The 15,488-nt window shown below is 73.8% G+C and carries 18 protein-coding genes; all 18 read left to right on the top strand.

Features of this window, described 5'->3' with window-relative positions; genetic code table 11:
* The first annotated feature begins 145 nt into the window (after nucleotides 1-145).
* The 18 genes from HGN31_RS05020 to HGN31_RS04935 all read left to right on the top strand — a co-directional run bounded on the left by HGN31_RS05020 (nucleotide 146) and on the right by HGN31_RS04935 (nucleotide 15,392).
* A complete protein-coding gene (locus HGN31_RS05020; protein WP_052171956.1) occupies nucleotides 146-544 on the top strand; it encodes a hypothetical protein in 399 nt (132 codons plus the stop codon).
* Nucleotides 447-1,841 carry a DNA-packaging protein gene (locus HGN31_RS05015; protein WP_081962789.1) on the top strand — a complete coding sequence of 465 codons (1,395 nt, stop codon included), beginning with the start codon at nucleotides 447-449 and terminating at the stop codon, nucleotides 1,839-1,841. The genes HGN31_RS05020 and HGN31_RS05015 overlap by 98 nt, the downstream gene beginning before the upstream one ends.
* A gap of 396 nt (nucleotides 1,842-2,237) precedes the next feature.
* On the top strand, nucleotides 2,238-3,383 hold the full coding sequence (locus tag HGN31_RS05010) for a phage portal protein (RefSeq protein WP_211096368.1): 1,146 nt from the start codon (nucleotides 2,238-2,240) through the stop codon (nucleotides 3,381-3,383).
* Nucleotide 3,384: 1 nt separating this feature from the next.
* Entirely contained in the window at nucleotides 3,385-3,618 is a 234-nt protein-coding gene (locus HGN31_RS05005; RefSeq protein ID WP_036703910.1) for a GTA head formation protein, RCAP_rcc01685 family, read from the top strand.
* 4 nt (nucleotides 3,619-3,622) lie between these two features.
* Entirely contained in the window at nucleotides 3,623-4,195 is a 573-nt protein-coding gene (locus HGN31_RS05000; RefSeq protein ID WP_425325327.1) for an HK97 family phage prohead protease, read from the top strand.
* A 215-nt stretch (nucleotides 4,196-4,410) separates the two neighbouring features.
* A complete protein-coding gene (locus HGN31_RS04995) occupies nucleotides 4,411-5,586 on the top strand; it encodes a phage major capsid protein (protein ID WP_168782520.1) in 1,176 nt (391 codons plus the stop codon).
* Between the two features lie 136 nt (nucleotides 5,587-5,722).
* On the top strand, nucleotides 5,723-6,337 hold the full coding sequence (locus tag HGN31_RS04990) for a head-tail connector protein (protein WP_036703904.1): 615 nt from the start codon (nucleotides 5,723-5,725) through the stop codon (nucleotides 6,335-6,337).
* A complete protein-coding gene (locus tag HGN31_RS04985; RefSeq protein WP_036703902.1) occupies nucleotides 6,334-6,672 on the top strand; it encodes a head-tail adaptor protein in 339 nt (112 codons plus the stop codon). Before HGN31_RS04990 ends, HGN31_RS04985 begins: the two co-directional genes overlap by 4 nt.
* On the top strand, nucleotides 6,669-7,100 hold the full coding sequence (locus tag HGN31_RS04980; protein WP_036711801.1) for a DUF3168 domain-containing protein: 432 nt from the start codon (nucleotides 6,669-6,671) through the stop codon (nucleotides 7,098-7,100). Before HGN31_RS04985 ends, HGN31_RS04980 begins: the two co-directional genes overlap by 4 nt.
* Before the next feature lie 13 nt (nucleotides 7,101-7,113).
* Nucleotides 7,114-7,530, top strand: a complete 417-nt coding sequence (locus tag HGN31_RS04975; RefSeq protein ID WP_036703899.1) for a phage major tail protein, TP901-1 family — start codon at nucleotides 7,114-7,116, stop codon at nucleotides 7,528-7,530.
* Nucleotides 7,530-7,844 (top strand): gene transfer agent family protein, encoded by a 315-nt coding sequence (locus HGN31_RS04970; RefSeq protein ID WP_036703895.1) that lies wholly within the window; start codon nucleotides 7,530-7,532, stop codon nucleotides 7,842-7,844. The genes HGN31_RS04975 and HGN31_RS04970 overlap by 1 nt, the downstream gene beginning before the upstream one ends.
* Complete coding sequence (locus tag HGN31_RS16755; RefSeq protein WP_168782519.1) at nucleotides 7,831-8,127, top strand: phage tail assembly chaperone; 297 nt, start codon at nucleotides 7,831-7,833, stop codon at nucleotides 8,125-8,127. Before HGN31_RS04970 ends, HGN31_RS16755 begins: the two co-directional genes overlap by 14 nt.
* Nucleotides 8,128-8,148: 21 nt before the next feature.
* Nucleotides 8,149-8,817, top strand: a complete 669-nt coding sequence (locus HGN31_RS04960; RefSeq protein ID WP_168782518.1) for a phage tail tape measure protein — start codon at nucleotides 8,149-8,151, stop codon at nucleotides 8,815-8,817.
* Complete coding sequence (locus HGN31_RS04955) at nucleotides 8,817-9,449, top strand: DUF2460 domain-containing protein (protein WP_168783813.1); 633 nt, start codon at nucleotides 8,817-8,819, stop codon at nucleotides 9,447-9,449. Before HGN31_RS04960 ends, HGN31_RS04955 begins: the two co-directional genes overlap by 1 nt.
* Nucleotides 9,446-10,288, top strand: coding sequence for a DUF2163 domain-containing protein (locus HGN31_RS04950; protein WP_168782517.1), 843 nt, complete (start codon nucleotides 9,446-9,448; stop codon nucleotides 10,286-10,288). Before HGN31_RS04955 ends, HGN31_RS04950 begins: the two co-directional genes overlap by 4 nt.
* Entirely contained in the window at nucleotides 10,285-10,740 is a 456-nt protein-coding gene (locus tag HGN31_RS04945; RefSeq protein ID WP_168782516.1) for an NlpC/P60 family protein, read from the top strand. Before HGN31_RS04950 ends, HGN31_RS04945 begins: the two co-directional genes overlap by 4 nt.
* Before the next feature lie 58 nt (nucleotides 10,741-10,798).
* On the top strand, nucleotides 10,799-14,674 hold the full coding sequence (locus HGN31_RS04940; protein ID WP_168782515.1) for a baseplate multidomain protein megatron: 3,876 nt from the start codon (nucleotides 10,799-10,801) through the stop codon (nucleotides 14,672-14,674).
* On the top strand, nucleotides 14,667-15,392 hold the full coding sequence (locus HGN31_RS04935) for a DUF2793 domain-containing protein (protein ID WP_168782514.1): 726 nt from the start codon (nucleotides 14,667-14,669) through the stop codon (nucleotides 15,390-15,392). The genes HGN31_RS04940 and HGN31_RS04935 overlap by 8 nt, the downstream gene beginning before the upstream one ends.
* Nucleotides 15,393-15,488: the final 96 nt, after the last annotated feature.

Below are 15,488 nucleotides of genomic sequence, written 5' to 3'. Positions count from 1 at the left end.
CGTTGCGGATTGACTTTGCGCACGGTCCCGGATACACATTCGACATGCTGGGAGAGATGGGCAAGCGGCCGGGGCGATGAGCCCGCGGGCCGCTTTTTCGTTTCTCGCTCGTGCGGACAGGCACCGAGGGGCAGGGCATCACCATATGGACATGAGGCACGACACCGGGCGCGAGCCGCCCGGCGCAGGACCGTTCGTCGCCGGGGGTGAGGGCGAGGGACTGGACGCACGGTTGAGCGGCGGGCCTCTGGCCCCCGAGGTGGCGATCGACGTGGCGGGGGACATCTTCCGCGAGGTCGCCGAGGAGCTGCACAAGCTGCGCATCGGCATCCGACGCGGCGAGGTGGAGCAGGCGGACAAGACGGGCAAGGCGGTGCGCGACCTCAGGGTGGCGACCGCGCTCGTGCTGGAGGAAAGGACGCGCGTTGACAAACTTCGCAAGGACATTGCCGGAGACGTCGGGCCGGGCACGCTCGACCTCGACGCCGCACGCGACGAGATCGGGCGCCGCCTGGCTTGCCTGCGCCGAGCCGGAGGAGGTTGATGCCTTCATCGCGGGGCTCTCGGACAACGCGCTGGCGAGCCTGCCATGGCTGTTCGAATTCTGGGCGCTGCCGCATCAGCTGCCGCCCGAAGGGGACTGGAAGTCCTGGGTGATCATGGGCGGGCGGGGCGCGGGCAAGACCCGCGCCGGGTCCGAGTGGGTGCGCGCGCAGGTCGAGGGTCCTGTGCCCGAGGCGCCGGGTCGGGCGCGCCGGGTGGCGCTGGTGGCCGAGACCTTCGATCAGGGGCGCGACGTGATGGTGATGGGGGACTCGGGCATCCTCGCCTGTTCGCCCCCCGACCGGCGGCCGGTGTGGGAGGCGGGGCGGCGTCGCCTCGTCTGGCCGAACGGGGCGACCGCGACGGTCTATTCGGCGCACGAGCCCGAGGCGCTGCGCGGGCCGCAGTTCGACGCGGCCTGGGTCGACGAGCTGGCCAAGTGGAAGAAGGCCGAGGACGCCTGGGACATGCTGCAGTTCGCGCTGCGGCTGGGCGAGAACCCGCAACAGGTGGTCACGACCACGCCGCGCAACGTCGGCGTGCTCAAGACGATCCTGCGCAACCCCTCGACGGTGGTGACGCACGCGCCGACGGACGCCAACCGGGCCTATCTGGCCGAGAGTTTCCTGACCGAGGTGCAGGCGCGCTATGCCGGCACGCGGCTCGGGCGGCAGGAGCTGGAGGGCGTGCTGCTCGACGATGTCGAGGGGGCGCTGTGGACGACGGCGATGCTCGAGGGCTGCCGGGTGGACGCGGCGCCGAAGCTCGACCGGATCGTGGTGGCGGTGGACCCGGCGGTGACGGGCGGGGCGGGCAGCGACGAGTGCGGGATCGTGGTCGCAGGCGTCCAGTGCGAGGGGCCGCCGCAGGACTGGCGGGCGGTCGTCCTTGAGGATGCGAGCGTGCGGGGCGGGCCGACGGACTGGGCGCGGGCCGCCATCGCCGCGATGGAACGGCACGGGGCCGAGCGGCTGGTGGCCGAGGTCAACCAGGGCGGCGATCTGGTCGAGAGCGTGATCCGGCAGGTCGATCCGCTGGTGCCGTTCCGCGGCCTCAGGGCCGGGCGCGGCAAGGGCCTGCGGGCCGAGCCGGTCGCGGCGCTCTATGAGCAGGGGCGGGTCAGGCATCTGCGGGGTGGTGGCCTCGGCGCGCTTGAGGACCAGATGTGCCGGATGACGGTCAGGGGCTTCGAGGGGCGCGGCTCGCCCGACCGGCTGGATGCCTTGGTCTGGGCGATCCACGCGCTGATGATCGAGCCGGCGCAGGCGTGGCGGCGGCCGCAGGTGCGGGGGCTGTGAGAGTGCGCTGAACCTCCCTCCTCGGGCTGGACATAAATATCCCGGGGTGAGGCGGGTAAGACAAAGGTCCGGTGGACCTTTGTCCCGACGAACGTCCTCGGGCCCTGCCCGAGGGCTGGGGGGCAGCGCCCCCGGGGCGGCAGGTGCCGGCGACACAGGCGAAACAGGGCCGCGGGAGCGCGGCGGGGCCGTCCCGGCGGGGGCGGCTTTTTTCATCGACAGGAGGCACGCATGGCGATGCGGTGGTTCGGGCGGCGCGGGCCGCAGGCGGAAGCGGCGGGGCTCTCGGACAGCGGCGGCGGCGGTTCCGTCGGGGCCGAGGCCGTGCCGGTGGCGCCGGTAGGGGCGCTGGCGTCGCCGGCCGAGTGGAAGTCGAGCGCCGCGCCGCTGGGCGGCATGGTGGCGCAGGGGCCGTGGCAGGGCGCGGTCGCCCGCGCCGTGGCCGGGATGCGGGACGGGGGCGCGCTGACGCGGGCCGGGTTCATCGGCAACCCGGTGGGCTTCCGCGCCGTCAAGCTGATCGCCGAGGCGGCGGCGGCGGTGCCGCTCGTCTGCCAGGACGCGCGGCGGCGCTATGAGGTGCACCCGGTCATCGACCTGCTGCGCCGGCCCAATCCGGGGCAGGGGCGGGCGGAGCTCTTCGAGGCGCTGTTCGGGCAGTTGCTGCTGAGCGGCAACGCCTTCGTCGAGGCGGTGCCGGACGAGGCCGGCGGGGGCGTCTCCGGTCTGCCGGGCGAGCTGCACGTCCTGCGCTCGGACCGGGTGAGCGTGGTGCCGGGGCCGGATGGCTGGCCCATCGGCTACGACTACGCGGTGGGCGGGCGGCGGGTGCGGTTCGACATGACCGGCAGTCCCGACCCGATCTGCCACATCCGCAGCTTCCATCCGCTCGACGACCACTACGGCCTCTCGCCCCTGCAGGCGGCGGCGACGGCGATCGAGGTGCACAGCGCCGCGAGCCAATGGTCGCGGGCGCTTCTGGAGAACGCGGCGCGGCCCTCGGGGGCGATCGTCTATCGCGGCGGCGACGGGCAGGGGGTGCTGGCGCCCGAGCAGTACGAGCGGCTGGTCGAGGAGATGGAGGCGCATCACCAGGGCGCGCGCAACGCCGGGCGGCCGATGCTGCTGGAAGGTGGGCTCGACTGGAAACCGATGGGGTTCAGCCCCGCGGACATGGAGTTCCACGAGACCAAGCTGGCCGCGGCGCGCGAGGTGGCGATGGCCTTCGGGGTGCCGCCGATGCTGATCGGCATCCCCGGCGAGGCGACCTATGCCAACTATGCCGAGGCCAACCGGGCCTTCTACCGGCTGACGGTGCTGCCGCTGGCGACGCGGGTGGCGGCGAGCCTCGGGTGGTTCCTCAGCGAGCATCTGGGCGAGGAGGTCGATCTGAAGCCGGACCTTGACCAGATCCCGGCGCTGGCGGCCGAGCGCGACCAGCACTGGGCGCGGGTGGGGGCGGCGAGCTTCCTGACCGACGCCGAGAAGCGGGCGGCGCTGGGGCTGCCGCCGCTGGGCCTGACGGCCCGGGGGGAGGGTTGAGATGGAGGGGTCGAAGTTCATCGACCGGCCCTCGATCTGGCACGAGCAGAAACTCGAGGCACAGGAGCGGATCATGGCCTTGCAGTTCGGACAGGTGGACCGGCGGCTCGAGCGGATCGAGGCGCTGATCGAGGGGCTGGAGCGGCGGCTGTGGATGACGGTGTACGGTGTGGTGGCCGTGATCCTGACGCAGGCCGTGCAGTCGATCTTGCAGTTTGCGCCGAAGGGGGGCTGAGGGGATGCGGATGGACGATCTGGGGCTGGAGCTGAAGTTCGCGGGCGGCGCGCCGGTGCTGACCGAGACCGAGGCGGGCGGCCATGTCATCGAGGGGTATGCGAGCCTCTTCGGGGTCGCCGACCAGGGCGGCGACGTGGTGGCGCCGGGGGCCTATGCGGCGAGCCTCAAACGGCTCGCGGACACGGGCGACAAGGTGCGGATGCTCTGGCAGCACGATCCGGGCCAGCCGATCGGCATCTGGGACGAGGTGCGCGAGGACGGCCGCGGCCTGTGGGTCAGGGGCCGGCTGCTGCCCGAGGTGGCGCGGGCCCGCGAGGCGGCGGCGCTGGTGGCGGCGGGGGCGATCGACGGGCTGTCGATCGGCTATCGCACCGTCCGGGCCGAGCGCGACGAGAACGGGCGGCGGGTGCTGGCCGAGGTCGAGCTGTGGGAGGTGTCGCTGGTGACCTTCCCGATGCTGCGCGAGGCCAAGGTGGCGGGCAAGTCCGACGACCCCGGCGCGGGGGCGGACGAGGCGGCCGCGCTGGTCGAGGCGCTGCGGGCCGCGACCGAGGCGCTGCGCGGCGCGCGGTAGGGCGCGGCCCATTTTTCACGAATGAGGCCCGGGCGGGCCGGGCGGCGGGACGGCGGGGCGGTGGCCCGCGCCGGGCCTGCGGCTGAGGCCCGCCCCCTGGGCAGATGGGTACGGCAGCGGGCGGGGCGCACCCGCGACGCCGGACGGCAGGCGGCCCCCCGACGGGATCGGGGGCCGCCTTTTTCGCGCGGCAACGACGACGAGGAGAGACGGCAATGACCGAGAGGACGGCCCGGGCGGCCGGGGTTCCCGGCGGCACGCCGGACGGCGTGAGCGGGGCGATGGCCGAGTTCGTCAACGAACTCAAGGGTTTTCGCGCTGACATCGAAGAGAAACTGCAAGCACAGGACAAACGCATGACCATGCTGGACCGCAAGACCGCGCTGCGCGGCCGTTCCCCGCTGTCGCACTCGGCCGAGACCGAGGCGCCGCACCAGAAAGCCTTTGCCGCCTATCTGCGGCGCGGCGACGACAGCGCGCTGCGCGGCCTCGCGCTCGAGGAAAAGGCGATGGCGGTGGCCACCGACGGCGGCTATCTGGCCGCGCCGACGATCTCGGACGAGGTGCAGGCGGCGCTGCGGGCGACCGGCTCGCTCAGGGCGCTGGCCAACGTGGTGCAGGTCGAGGGGGGCAGCTACGAGGTGCTGCTCGACAAGTCCGACATCGGCGGGGCCTGGGTCAGCGAGACCACGGCCACCGAGACCGACAGCCCGCAGGTGGACAAGATCGTGGTCCCGCTGCATGAGCTGGCGGCGATGCCGAAGGCCACGCAGCGCCTGCTGGACGACGCGTCGTTCGACCTCGAGGGGTGGCTGGCCGAGCGGATCGCCGAGAAGTTCGCCCGCGCCGAGGCGACCGCGTTCATCAACGGCAACGGGTCGGACAAGCCGCGCGGCATCATGACCGCGGCGATGGCCCCGAACGCCACCGCGACCGAGATGCAGGTGGGCATGATCAACACCGGCGTGGCGGGCGACTTCCCCGCCGCGGCGCCGGCGAACGTGCTGATCGACCTCGTCTATGCGCTGGCCGCGCCCTATCGCGCCAACGCCACCTTCCTGATGAACAGCCGGGTGGCCGGGCTGATCCGCAAGATGCGCGACGGCGACGGGCGCTATCTGTGGACCGACAGCCTGGCGGCGGGCGAGCCGGCGCGGCTGCTCGGCTATCCGGTGATGATCTCGGAGGACATGCCGCCGCTGGGCGGGGGGTCGAAGTCGGTGGCCTTCGGCGACTTCCGCCGCGCCTACACCATCGCCGAGCGCGCCGACCTGCGCATCCTGCGTGACCCGTTCTCGGCCAAGCCGCACGTGCTGTTCTACGCCACCAAGCGGGTGGGCGGGAACGTCGTCGATCCGCGTGCCTACAAGGTGCTGAACTTCTCTGCCTGACGGGCGGCGAAGGGGGTCGCGGTGGCGGTCGGCCGGACCGGCCAAGCCATCTGTCCGCGCGTGCTGCGGCCGATCAGCGGCCGCCGCGACCCCGCTTTTCATCAACGGCTGCTGCGGAGGCACGGAGGTTACGGAAATGTTGCTCGTCGAGGAAACGGCGCCGGCGCCGGAGGCGCTGCCGGTGGCGGCGCTCAGGCGCCATCTGCGCCTGGGATCGGGGTTCGAGCCGATCGAGGACGAGACCGAGGAGGCGGCGCTGGCGGGGTTCCTGCGCGCCGCCATCGCCACGGTCGAGGCGCGCACCGGCAAGGTGCTGCTGACGCGGGTGTTCCGGCTGAGGCTGGAGGACTGGCGCGACCCTGCCGGCCAGCCGCTGCCGCTGGCCCCGGCGCTGGCGGTGGTCGCGGTCGAGATGACGGATGCCGCGGGCGAGACCGTCGCGGTTCCGCCCGCGCGGTTCCGGCTGATCCCCGACAGCCAGCGGCCGATCCTCGCCCCCGTCGGGGCGGGTGAGCTGCCGATGGTGCCGATCGGCGGCCATGTCACGGTGCGGTTCCAGGCCGGCTTCGGCACCAGCTGGGACCGGGTGCCGGGCGATCTGGCGCAGGCGGTGATGATGCTCGCCGCCCGCTACTACGAGGACCGCGGCTTCGACGGGGGCCAGAACCTCGCGCTGCCGCACGGGGTGGGGGCGCTGATCGAGCGCTGGCGCGCGGTCCGTACGCTCGCCGGTCGGGGCGGGCGGGCATGAGCGCGCCGCGGCTGACGGTGCCGCTGGTCCTTGAGGCGCCGGGGCGGGTGGCGGACGGGATGGGCGGCTATCGCACGGACTGGACGCGGCTCGGCATCCTTTACGGGCGAATGCGCGCCGGGGCGGGGGCCGAGCGGCAGGCCGAGGTCGGGGCCGAGAGCGTGGTGGCCTGGCGCATCACCCTGCGCGCCGCCCGCGAGGGCGATCCGCGCCGGCCCCGGCCGGGGCAGCGGTTCCGCATGGGGGCCCGGGTCTTTCCGATCGAGGCGGTGGCCGAGGCGGATGGCGCGGGGCTGTGGCTCGACTGTGTTGCACGCGAGGAGAGGTTGTCATGAGCCTAGCGGCTTCGGCGGCATTGCAGGCCGCCGTCTATCAGGCGCTGCGCGCCGACCCGGGCCTGGGGGCGCTGGTCGGCGACGCGGTCTTCGACGCGATGCCGGTGACGGCGCCGACGGGCACGCACGTGGCGCTCGGACCCGAGGACGTGGCGGATGCGGGTGACATGACCGGCGGGGGCGCGCGGCATGATTTCGTCGTCTCGGTCCTGTCGGGGTCCGAGGACGGAGGCGGCTTCGGCCCGGTCAAGGCGGCCGCCGCGGCGGTCGTGGCGGCGCTCGAGGACGGCGCCCTGACGCTCGAGCACGGCCATCTGGCCGGCTTGTGGTTCGTCGCCGCGCGGGCGCGGCGGTCCGACGGCGGGGCCGGGCGGCGCGTGGACATGACGTTCCGGGCCCGCATCGACCTTGGTCTCAACGCAGCTTGAAGGAGGTCACAGCATGGCTGTGCAGAACGGACGCGATCTGTTGATCAAGATGGACATGACCGGCACCGGCAGTTTCGAGACCATCGCGGGGCTGCGCGCCACGCGGCTGGGCTTCAACGCCGAGACGATCGACGTGACCTCGACGGCGAGCCCCGGCGGCTGGCGCGAGCTGCTGGGCGGGGCGGGCATCCGATCGGCCTCGATCTCGGGCTCGGGCGTGTTCCGCGACGCCGCGACCGACGAGCGGGCGCGGCAACTGTTCTTCGACGGCGAGGTGCCGCGCTGCCAGGTCGTCGTGCCGGGGTTCGGCACGGTCGAGGGGCCGTTCCAGATCACCGGGCTCGAATACGCCGGCAGCTATAACGGCGAGGCGACCTATGAGCTGTCGCTCGCCTCGGCCGGGGCGCTGACCTTCGTGGCGGCGGTGTGATGGGCAACCCCCATCGCGGTGAGGTGACGGTGCTGCTGGACGGCGTGCCGCACACGGCGCGGCTGACGCTGGGGGCGCTGGCGGGGCTTGAGGCGGACCTGGGCGCAGACAGCCTGATCGGGCTGATCGAGCGGTTCGAGAGCGGCCGGTTCGCCAGCCGCGACGTGCTGGCGGTGCTGGTCGCCGGCCTCAGGGGCGGCGGCTGGCAGGGCGGGCCAGAGGCGCTGATGACGGTCGAGATCGGCGGCGGCCCGGTGGGCGCGGCGCGGGCTGCGGCCGAGTTGCTGGCGCGGGCGTTTCATGGCGCCGCGTGAGGGAGATGGCGCGGCGGCGGGCAGCGGGGCGGCGGGCGAGGAGGCTGGCTTTGAGGCGGGCCGCCCCGCGGGGGGACTCGACTGGGCCGGGCTGATGCGGGCCGGGCTGACGCGGGCGAGCCTCGGGGGGCTGGGGCTCGCGCCGCGGGAGTTCTGGGATCTGACCCCGGCCGAGCTGGCGCTGATGCTGGGGATCGAGCCGGGGCGCGGCGGCGGCATGAACCGCGCCGGGCTGGAGGCGCTGATGGCGCGGTTCCCCGATGCGCCCGCGGGCGGGGGCTGACGCGCAAACGAGGAGAGGCAGATGGCGGACAAGGACGGGTTTGCGGCCGGAGGGCGCGACGGGTTCGAGCGGCTGGGCGAGCGGCTGGACCAGTCGGGGCGGATCACGGCCGCTTTCGAGACCGAACTGGGGCGGCTGTCGCAGGTGATGGCGCAGACCGGGCGCGAGGTGACGACGTTGACCTCGGGGTTCGGGGGCGGGCTGCGGCGGGCCTTCGAGGGGGTGGTGTTCGATGGGATGAAGCTGTCGGACGCGCTCAAGGGCATTGCGCGGAACATGGCCGACACGGTGTTCGCCGTGGCCATGCGGCCGGTGCAGCAGGCGGTGGCGGGCGCGCTCGCGCAGGGGGTCAGCGGGTTCGTCTCGGGGGCGATGCCCTTCGCGCAGGGCGGGGCGTTCACCCAAGGCCGGGTGATGCCGTTCGCGCGCGGCGGGATCGTGACGCAGCCCACGCATTTCCCGATGCGCGGCGCGACCGGGCTGATGGGCGAGGCCGGGCCCGAGGCGATCATGCCGCTGCGTCGCGGCGCCGACGGGCGTCTGGGCGTCGCCGCCGCCGGCGCGGGCGGGCGGCCGGTCAACGTGACCTTCAACGTCTCGACCCCCGATGTCGCCGGCTTCCGGCGCAGCCAGGGGCAGATCGCGGCCAGCCTCGGACGGGCGCTGGCGCGGGGTGAAAGGAACGCATGATGGCATTTCACGAGGTCCGGTTCCCGCCCAAGCTGTCCTTCGGGTCGCTGGGCGGGCCCGAGCGGCGCACCGAGATCGTCACGCTGAGCAACGGCTTCGAGGAGCGGAACTCTCCGTGGGCGCATTCGCGCCGCCGCTATGACGCGGGGGTGGGGTTGCAGAGCCTCGACGATATGGCGGCGCTGATCGCGTTCTTCGAAGCGCGGGCGGGGCAGCTGCACGGGTTCCGCTGGAAGGACTGGGCGGATTACAGCTCGGCCCTGCCGAGCCGGGCGGTGAGCGCGGGCGATCAGCTGATCGGGCGCGGCGACGGGCGGACGGTGCGGTTCGCGCTGTCGAAGCTCTATCGCTCGGGTGAGGCGAGTTACCGCCGGCCGATCGCCAAGCCGGTGGCGGGGACGGTGAAGCTGGCGCTCGGCGACGTGGAGCTGGTCGAGGGCACGGATTTCACCGTCGATCTGACGACCGGTGAGGTGACGCTCGCCGTCGCGCCGATGATGGATGCGCCGGTGACGGCGGGGTTCGAGTTCGACGTGCCGGTGCGGTTCGACACCGACCGGATCGCGGTGTCGGTCGCCTCGTTCGAGGCGGGCGAGGTGCCACAGGTGCCGGTGGTCGAGGTGCGGCAATGACCGAAGTGGTGACCACGCTCGCCCGTGCCTGGGCGGTGACGCGGGCCGACGGGATGGTGCTGGGGTTCACCGACCATGATGCGGGGCTGAGCTTCGAGGGCATCGCCTTTCGCCCCGACGCGGGGCTGACGGCGCAGGCGCTGGTGCAGGGCTTGGGCCTCGCGGTGGACAACACCGAGGCGCAGGGGGTGCTGTCGGATGACGCGATCACCGCCGCGGACCTCGGCGCCGGCCGCTGGGACGGCGCGGAGGTGCGGCTGTGGGAGGTGGACTGGACCGCCCCCGCCAACCGGCGGTTGGTGTTCCGCGGCAGCCTGGGTGAGGTGACGCTGGCGCAGGGCGCCTATCGCGCCGAGCTGCGGGGTCTCGCCGAGGCGCTGAACCGGCCGCAGGGCCGGGTCTACCACGCCCGCTGCGCGGCCCGGCTGGGCGATGGCGCCTGCCGGTTCGACACCACGCGCGAGGGGTATCGGGCCGAGGGGCGCATCACCTCGCTGGCCGAGGGCGGGGCGCGGCTGGCGCTGGCCGAGGTGCCGGCGCATGAGGCCGGGTGGTTCGAGCACGGGCGGGTCGAGTTCCTCGACGGGCCGGCGCAGGGCCTTGAGGGTTGGGTCAAGATCGACGCGATGCCGGCCGCGGGGGTGCGGGCGGTCGAGCTGTGGACGGCGCCGGGTGCGGTGCCGGCGGTCGGCGACCGGGTGCGGCTGATCGCGGGCTGCGACAAGCGGGCCGAGACCTGCCGGATGAAGTTCCTCAACTTCCTCAACTTCCGCGGTTTTCCGCATCTGCCGCCCGAGGACTGGCTGATCTCGCCGCAGGCGCATGGGGGCGGGCGGTGAGCGGCGCGGGCGCGCGGGCGGTGGCCGTCGCGCGGCTGTGGCTGGGGACGCCCTATGTGCACCAGGCCTCGGCGCAGGGCGCGGGCAGCGACTGCCTGGGGCTGGTGCGGGGGGTGTGGCGGGCGCTCTACGGCGCCGAGCCGGAGCGGCCGCCGGCCTACAGCGCCGACTGGGGCGAGGTGGGGGACGCGGAGCTGCTGTGGCAGGCGGCGCTGCGGCACCTGATCCCCGTGGCCGAGGATGCGCCCGCCGAGGTGGGCGAGGTGCTGCTGTTCCGGATGCGGGGCGGGGCGATTGCCAAGCATCTGGGCATCCGGGCGGCGCTGGACGGCGCGCCGGGCGGGGCGCGGTTCATCCATGCCTATGAGCGGCACGGGGTGGTGGAAAGCCCGCTTTCGGCCCCGTGGGCGGCGCGGATCGCGGCGCGGTTCCGCTGGCCCGAGGCGGGCTGAGGCGCGCCGGGCCAGCCGAACGGGGCCGCAGGACGGGACGAGTTCAAGGAGGAAGGCGATGGCGACGATACTTCTCGCGGCGGCGGGCGCCTCGGTCGGGGCGGGCTTCGGCGGCACCATGCTGGGGCTGACCGGCGCGGTGATCGGCCGGGCCGTCGGCGCGACCATCGGCCGGGTCATCGACCAGCGGCTGATGGGCGCGGGCGCGAAGCCGGTCGAGACCGGCCGCGTCGACCGGCTGCGGCTGCAGACCGCGGGCGAGGGGACGCCGATCCCGCGCATCTGGGGGCAGATGCGGGTGCCGGGGCACGTCATCTGGGCCTCGCCCGTGACCGAGATCAGCCGCACCGAGGAGGTCGGCGGCAAGGGCGGCAGCGGGCCGAGCGTGACCGAGCTGACCTATCGGGTGAGCCTTGCCATCGCGCTGTGCGAGGGGCCGATCCTGTCGGTCGGCCGCATCTGGGCGGATGGCGAGGAGATCGCCGCGGGCGAGCTGAACCTGCGCGTCTATCCGGGCAGCGAGACGCAACTGCCCGACCCGGCGATTGCCGCGCATGAGGGCGAGGCCGCGCCGGCCTATCGCGGGATTGCCTATGTCGTGCTCGAGGAGCTGGCGCTGGAGCGGTGGGGAAACCGGGTGCCACAGCTCTCGTTCGAGGTCACCCGCGGGGTGACGGGCGCGGCGTCGCTGGCCGAGAATGTGCAGGCCGTCGCGCTGATCCCCGGGACGGGCGAGTATGCGCTGGCGACCGAGGAGGTCTCGGTCGATCTGGGGCTGGGCGAGACGCGCATCCTCAACCGCAACACGCCGATGGGGGGGACGGATTTCGAGGTCTCGCTGGCCACGCTGGGGCGCGAGTTGCCGCGGGTAGGGGCGGTGTCGGTGGTGGTGTCGTGGTTCGGCGACGATTTGCGGGTGAACCACTGCACGGTGCGGCCGAAGGTTGAGCAGACCGAGCAGGACGGCGCCGGGATGGCCTGGCGCGCGGGCGGGATCGGGCGCGGGGCGGCGGGCGTGATCGCGCGCCGGGACGGGCGGTCGATCTATGGCGGCACGCCCGCGGACGCCTCGGTCGTGCAGGCGATCCGGGCGGTGCGCGCATCGGGGAAGGCCGCGGTGTTCTATCCGTTTATCCTGATGGAGCAGCTGGCCGGCAACGGCCGCCCCGACCCGTGGAGCGGCGCGGCCGACCAGCCGGTGATGCCGTGGCGGGGGCGGATCACCAGCTCGGTGGCCGCCGGCCGGGACGGCTCGCCCGACGGGACGGCGGCGGCGGACGCCGAGGTGGCAGCGTTCTTTGGCACGGCGGCGCCCGGGGATTTCCGGGTCGAGGGCGGGCGGGTCGTCTATAGCGGGCCCGACGAGTGGTCCTATCGCCGCTTCATCCTGCATTATGCGCATCTGTGTGCGCTGGCCGGCGGGCTCGACGCCTTTCTGATCGGGTCCGAGATGATCGGGCTGACGCAGATCCGCGGGGCGGGGCAGCGCTACCCGGCCGTCGCGGCGCTGCGGCAGCTGGCAGCGGAGGTGCGCGGCATCCTCGGGGCGGGGGTGAAGCTCGGCTATGCCGCGGACTGGAGCGAGTATTTCGGCCATCACCCGGGCGGGGACGAGGCGGTGTTCCACCTCGACCCCCTGTGGGGGGATGCCAACATCGACTTCGTCGGCATCGACAACTACATGCCGCTGTCGGACTGGCGCGAGGGCGAGACGCATCTCGATGCCGGCTGGGGGGATGTCCACAACGTCGATTACCTGCGCGCCAACGTTTGCGGCGGCGAGGGGTATGACTGGTATTATGCCAGCGACGCCGACCGGACCGCGCAACGGCGCACGCCCATCTCCGACGGGCAGGGGGAGCCGTGGATCTGGCGCTACAAGGACCTGCGCGGGTGGTGGTCGAACTGGCATTATGACCGCGGCCCGGGGGGCGGGCGCTCGGACGCGCCGACCGCCTGGGTGCCGGGGTCGAAGCCGATCTGGTTCACCGAATACGGCTGCGCGGCGCTCGACAAGGCCACCAACCAGCCCAACAAGTTCCTGGATGCGATGAGCAGCGAGTCGATGCTGCCGTGGCATTCGGACGGGCGGCGCGACGATTCGATCCAGGCGGCCTATGTCGAGGCGGTGACGTCCTACTGGGGCGATCCGGGCAATAACCCGCTGCGCGCGGACGGCAAGGGGCGGATGGTCGAGCTGTCGCGCGCCCATGTCTGGGCGTGGGACGCGCGGCCCTATCCGGCGTTTCCGGGGCGCGACGACCTGTGGTCGGACGGCCCGGCATGGGAGCGCGGGCATTGGCTAAACGGCCGTGCCACGGCGCTGCCGCTGGGCGACGTGGTGGCCGACATCTGCCGCCGCTCGGGGCTCGACGGCGTGGACGTGAGCGGCCTGTGGGGCGTCGTGCGCGGCTATGCGGTCAGCGGGACCGAGACCGCGCGGGCGGCATTGCAGCCGCTGATGCTGACGCACGGGTTCGACGCGGTCGAGCGGGAAGGCGCGCTGCGCTTCGTCATGCGCGACGGTCGGCTTGACGGGACCGTGGCGCTCGAGGACCTGGCGGTGGTCGAGGAGGCGCGGGGGCTGGAGGTCACCCGGGCGCCGGCGGCCGAGCTGGTCGGCCGGGTGCGGCTGAGCCATGTCGAGACCGGCGCCGATCACGCGATCCGCACCGCCGAGGCGGTGCTGCCCGATGCGACGGCCATCGCGGTGTCGGACAGCGACGTGCCGATGGCCCTGACGCGGGGCGAGGGGCACGCGGTGGCGGCGCGCTGGCTGGCCGAGGCGCGGGTTGCGCAGGAGGTGGCGCGGTTCGCGCTGCCGCCCTCGCGCGCGCATCTCGGGCCGGGGGACGTGGTGGCGCTGGGCGAGGACGCCACACGCTGGCGGATCGACCGGGTCGAGCGGGCGGGGGCGACCCTCGTCGATGCGGTGCGGATCGAGCCGGGGGTCTATCGCCCGGCGCCGCAGCCGCTCGAGGGGCCTCGGGTGGCCCGGCACGTCCCCGCGGGGCCGGTCTGGCCGGTGTTCCTGGACCTGCCGCTGCTGCGCGGGACCGAGGCGCCGCACGCGCCGCATCTGGCGGCGACGGCGACCCCCTGGCCGGGGGCGGTGCGGGCCTGGTGCGCGGTCGATGAGGCGGGCGGCTACGCGCCGAACGTGATCCTCAGCCGCCGCTCGGTCATGGGGGTGACGCTGGCGCCGCTGGCGGCGGCGCGGCCGGGGGTGCTGGACCGGGGCGCGCCGCTCAGGGTGCGGGTGAAGGGCGGCAACCTGCGCTCGGTCACGCCCGAGGCGCTGCTGGCGGGGGCCAACGTCATGGCGATCGGCGACGGCTCGCCCGGCAACTGGGAGGTGATGCAGTTCACCACCGCGACGCTGGTCGCGCCGGGGGAGTGGGAGATCGCCGGCCGGCTGCGGGGGCAGGCCGGGACGGACGCGGTGGCGCCGGCGGTCTGGCCGGCGGGCAGCGTGGTCGTGCTGCTCGACGGGGCGGCGCGGCAGGTCGAGCTGCCGCCCGACGCGCGCGGCCAGTTGCGGCACTGGCGCATCGGGCCGGCGAGCCGGTCGCCGGACGATCCCGCCTATCGCCAGCGCGACGAGGCCTTTGCCGGGATCGGCCTCAGGCCGCTCTCGCCCTGTCATCTGCGCGTCCGCGACGGCCGGGCCGCGTGGGTGCGGCGCACCCGGATCGGCGGCGACGGATGGGACGGGTACGACGTGCCGCTGGGCGAGAGCGTCGAGCGCTATCTCGTGACTGCCACGCAGGGCGGGCGCGAAATCGCCCGTGACGTGGTGGGCGAGCCGTTCTGGGCGCTGAGCGGCGCCGTGCAACAGGCGGCGCTCGCCCCGGGCGGGGTCGAGATCGCGGTCGCGCAACTGTCTGATGTCTTCGGGCCGGGCCCGTCTGCAAGGAGCGTTTATCATGGCTGAACAGACCACCCTGCGTTGCGGCCTGCCGCTGCTGCAACCGGCGCAGGCGCAAAAGCACGTCACGGTCAACGAGGCGCTGATGCGGCTCGACGGGCTGGTGAACCTGGTGCTGCAGAGCGTGACGACCGCCGCCCCTCCGGCGACGGTCACGGACGGGCTGTGCTTTGCGGTGCCCTTTGCCGCGAGCGGCGCATGGGCGGGGCAGGACGGGCGGATCGCCGTCGGCAGCAACGGGGGGTGGGTGTTCGTCGCCCCCTCGCGCGGGCAGCAGGCGTTCGTGGCGGACCGCGGGGTGACGGCGATCTGGACCGGCAGCGCCTGGGCGGTGGGGGCGCTGACGATGGGCGCCTTTGGCGCGGGGCTGAGCGCAGGGCTGATCGAGGCCGACGTGGCGGTGGCCGCGGGGACCGGCTTTGCCTCGGGCGTGAAGGTGCCGGCGCACTCGCTGATCGTGGGCGTCACGGCGCGGGTGACGGAGGCGATCACCGGCACGCTGACGAGCTGGAGCCTCGGGACGGCCGCGGATGCGGGGCAGTTCGGCTCGGGGCTGGGGAAGGCTCTGAACTCGTGGGCGCAGGGGCTGTTGTCGGCGCCGATGGCCGTCTATGCGCCGCTCGAGCTGCGGCTGACCGCGGCGGGCGGCGCGTTTGCCGGCGGGCGGGTGCGGGTCGCCGTGCACACGCTGGCGCTGCGGCTGCCCGATCCGGTCGCCGCGTGACGCGAGGGCGCGCCGTGCGGTGCGCGGCGCGCGCCCCGGCCGGTCTTTCGATCGGGGGCGATCTGGCGTATCTCTGGGGCACGACCGATGGAGAGA

The sequence above is a fragment of the Paracoccus sanguinis genome, assembly GCF_012689545.1.
Lineage (GTDB): Bacteria > Pseudomonadota > Alphaproteobacteria > Rhodobacterales > Rhodobacteraceae > Paracoccus > Paracoccus panacisoli.
Note: the sequence above shows the minus strand (reverse complement) of the source record. Positions and strands in the feature narration are given on the sequence as shown.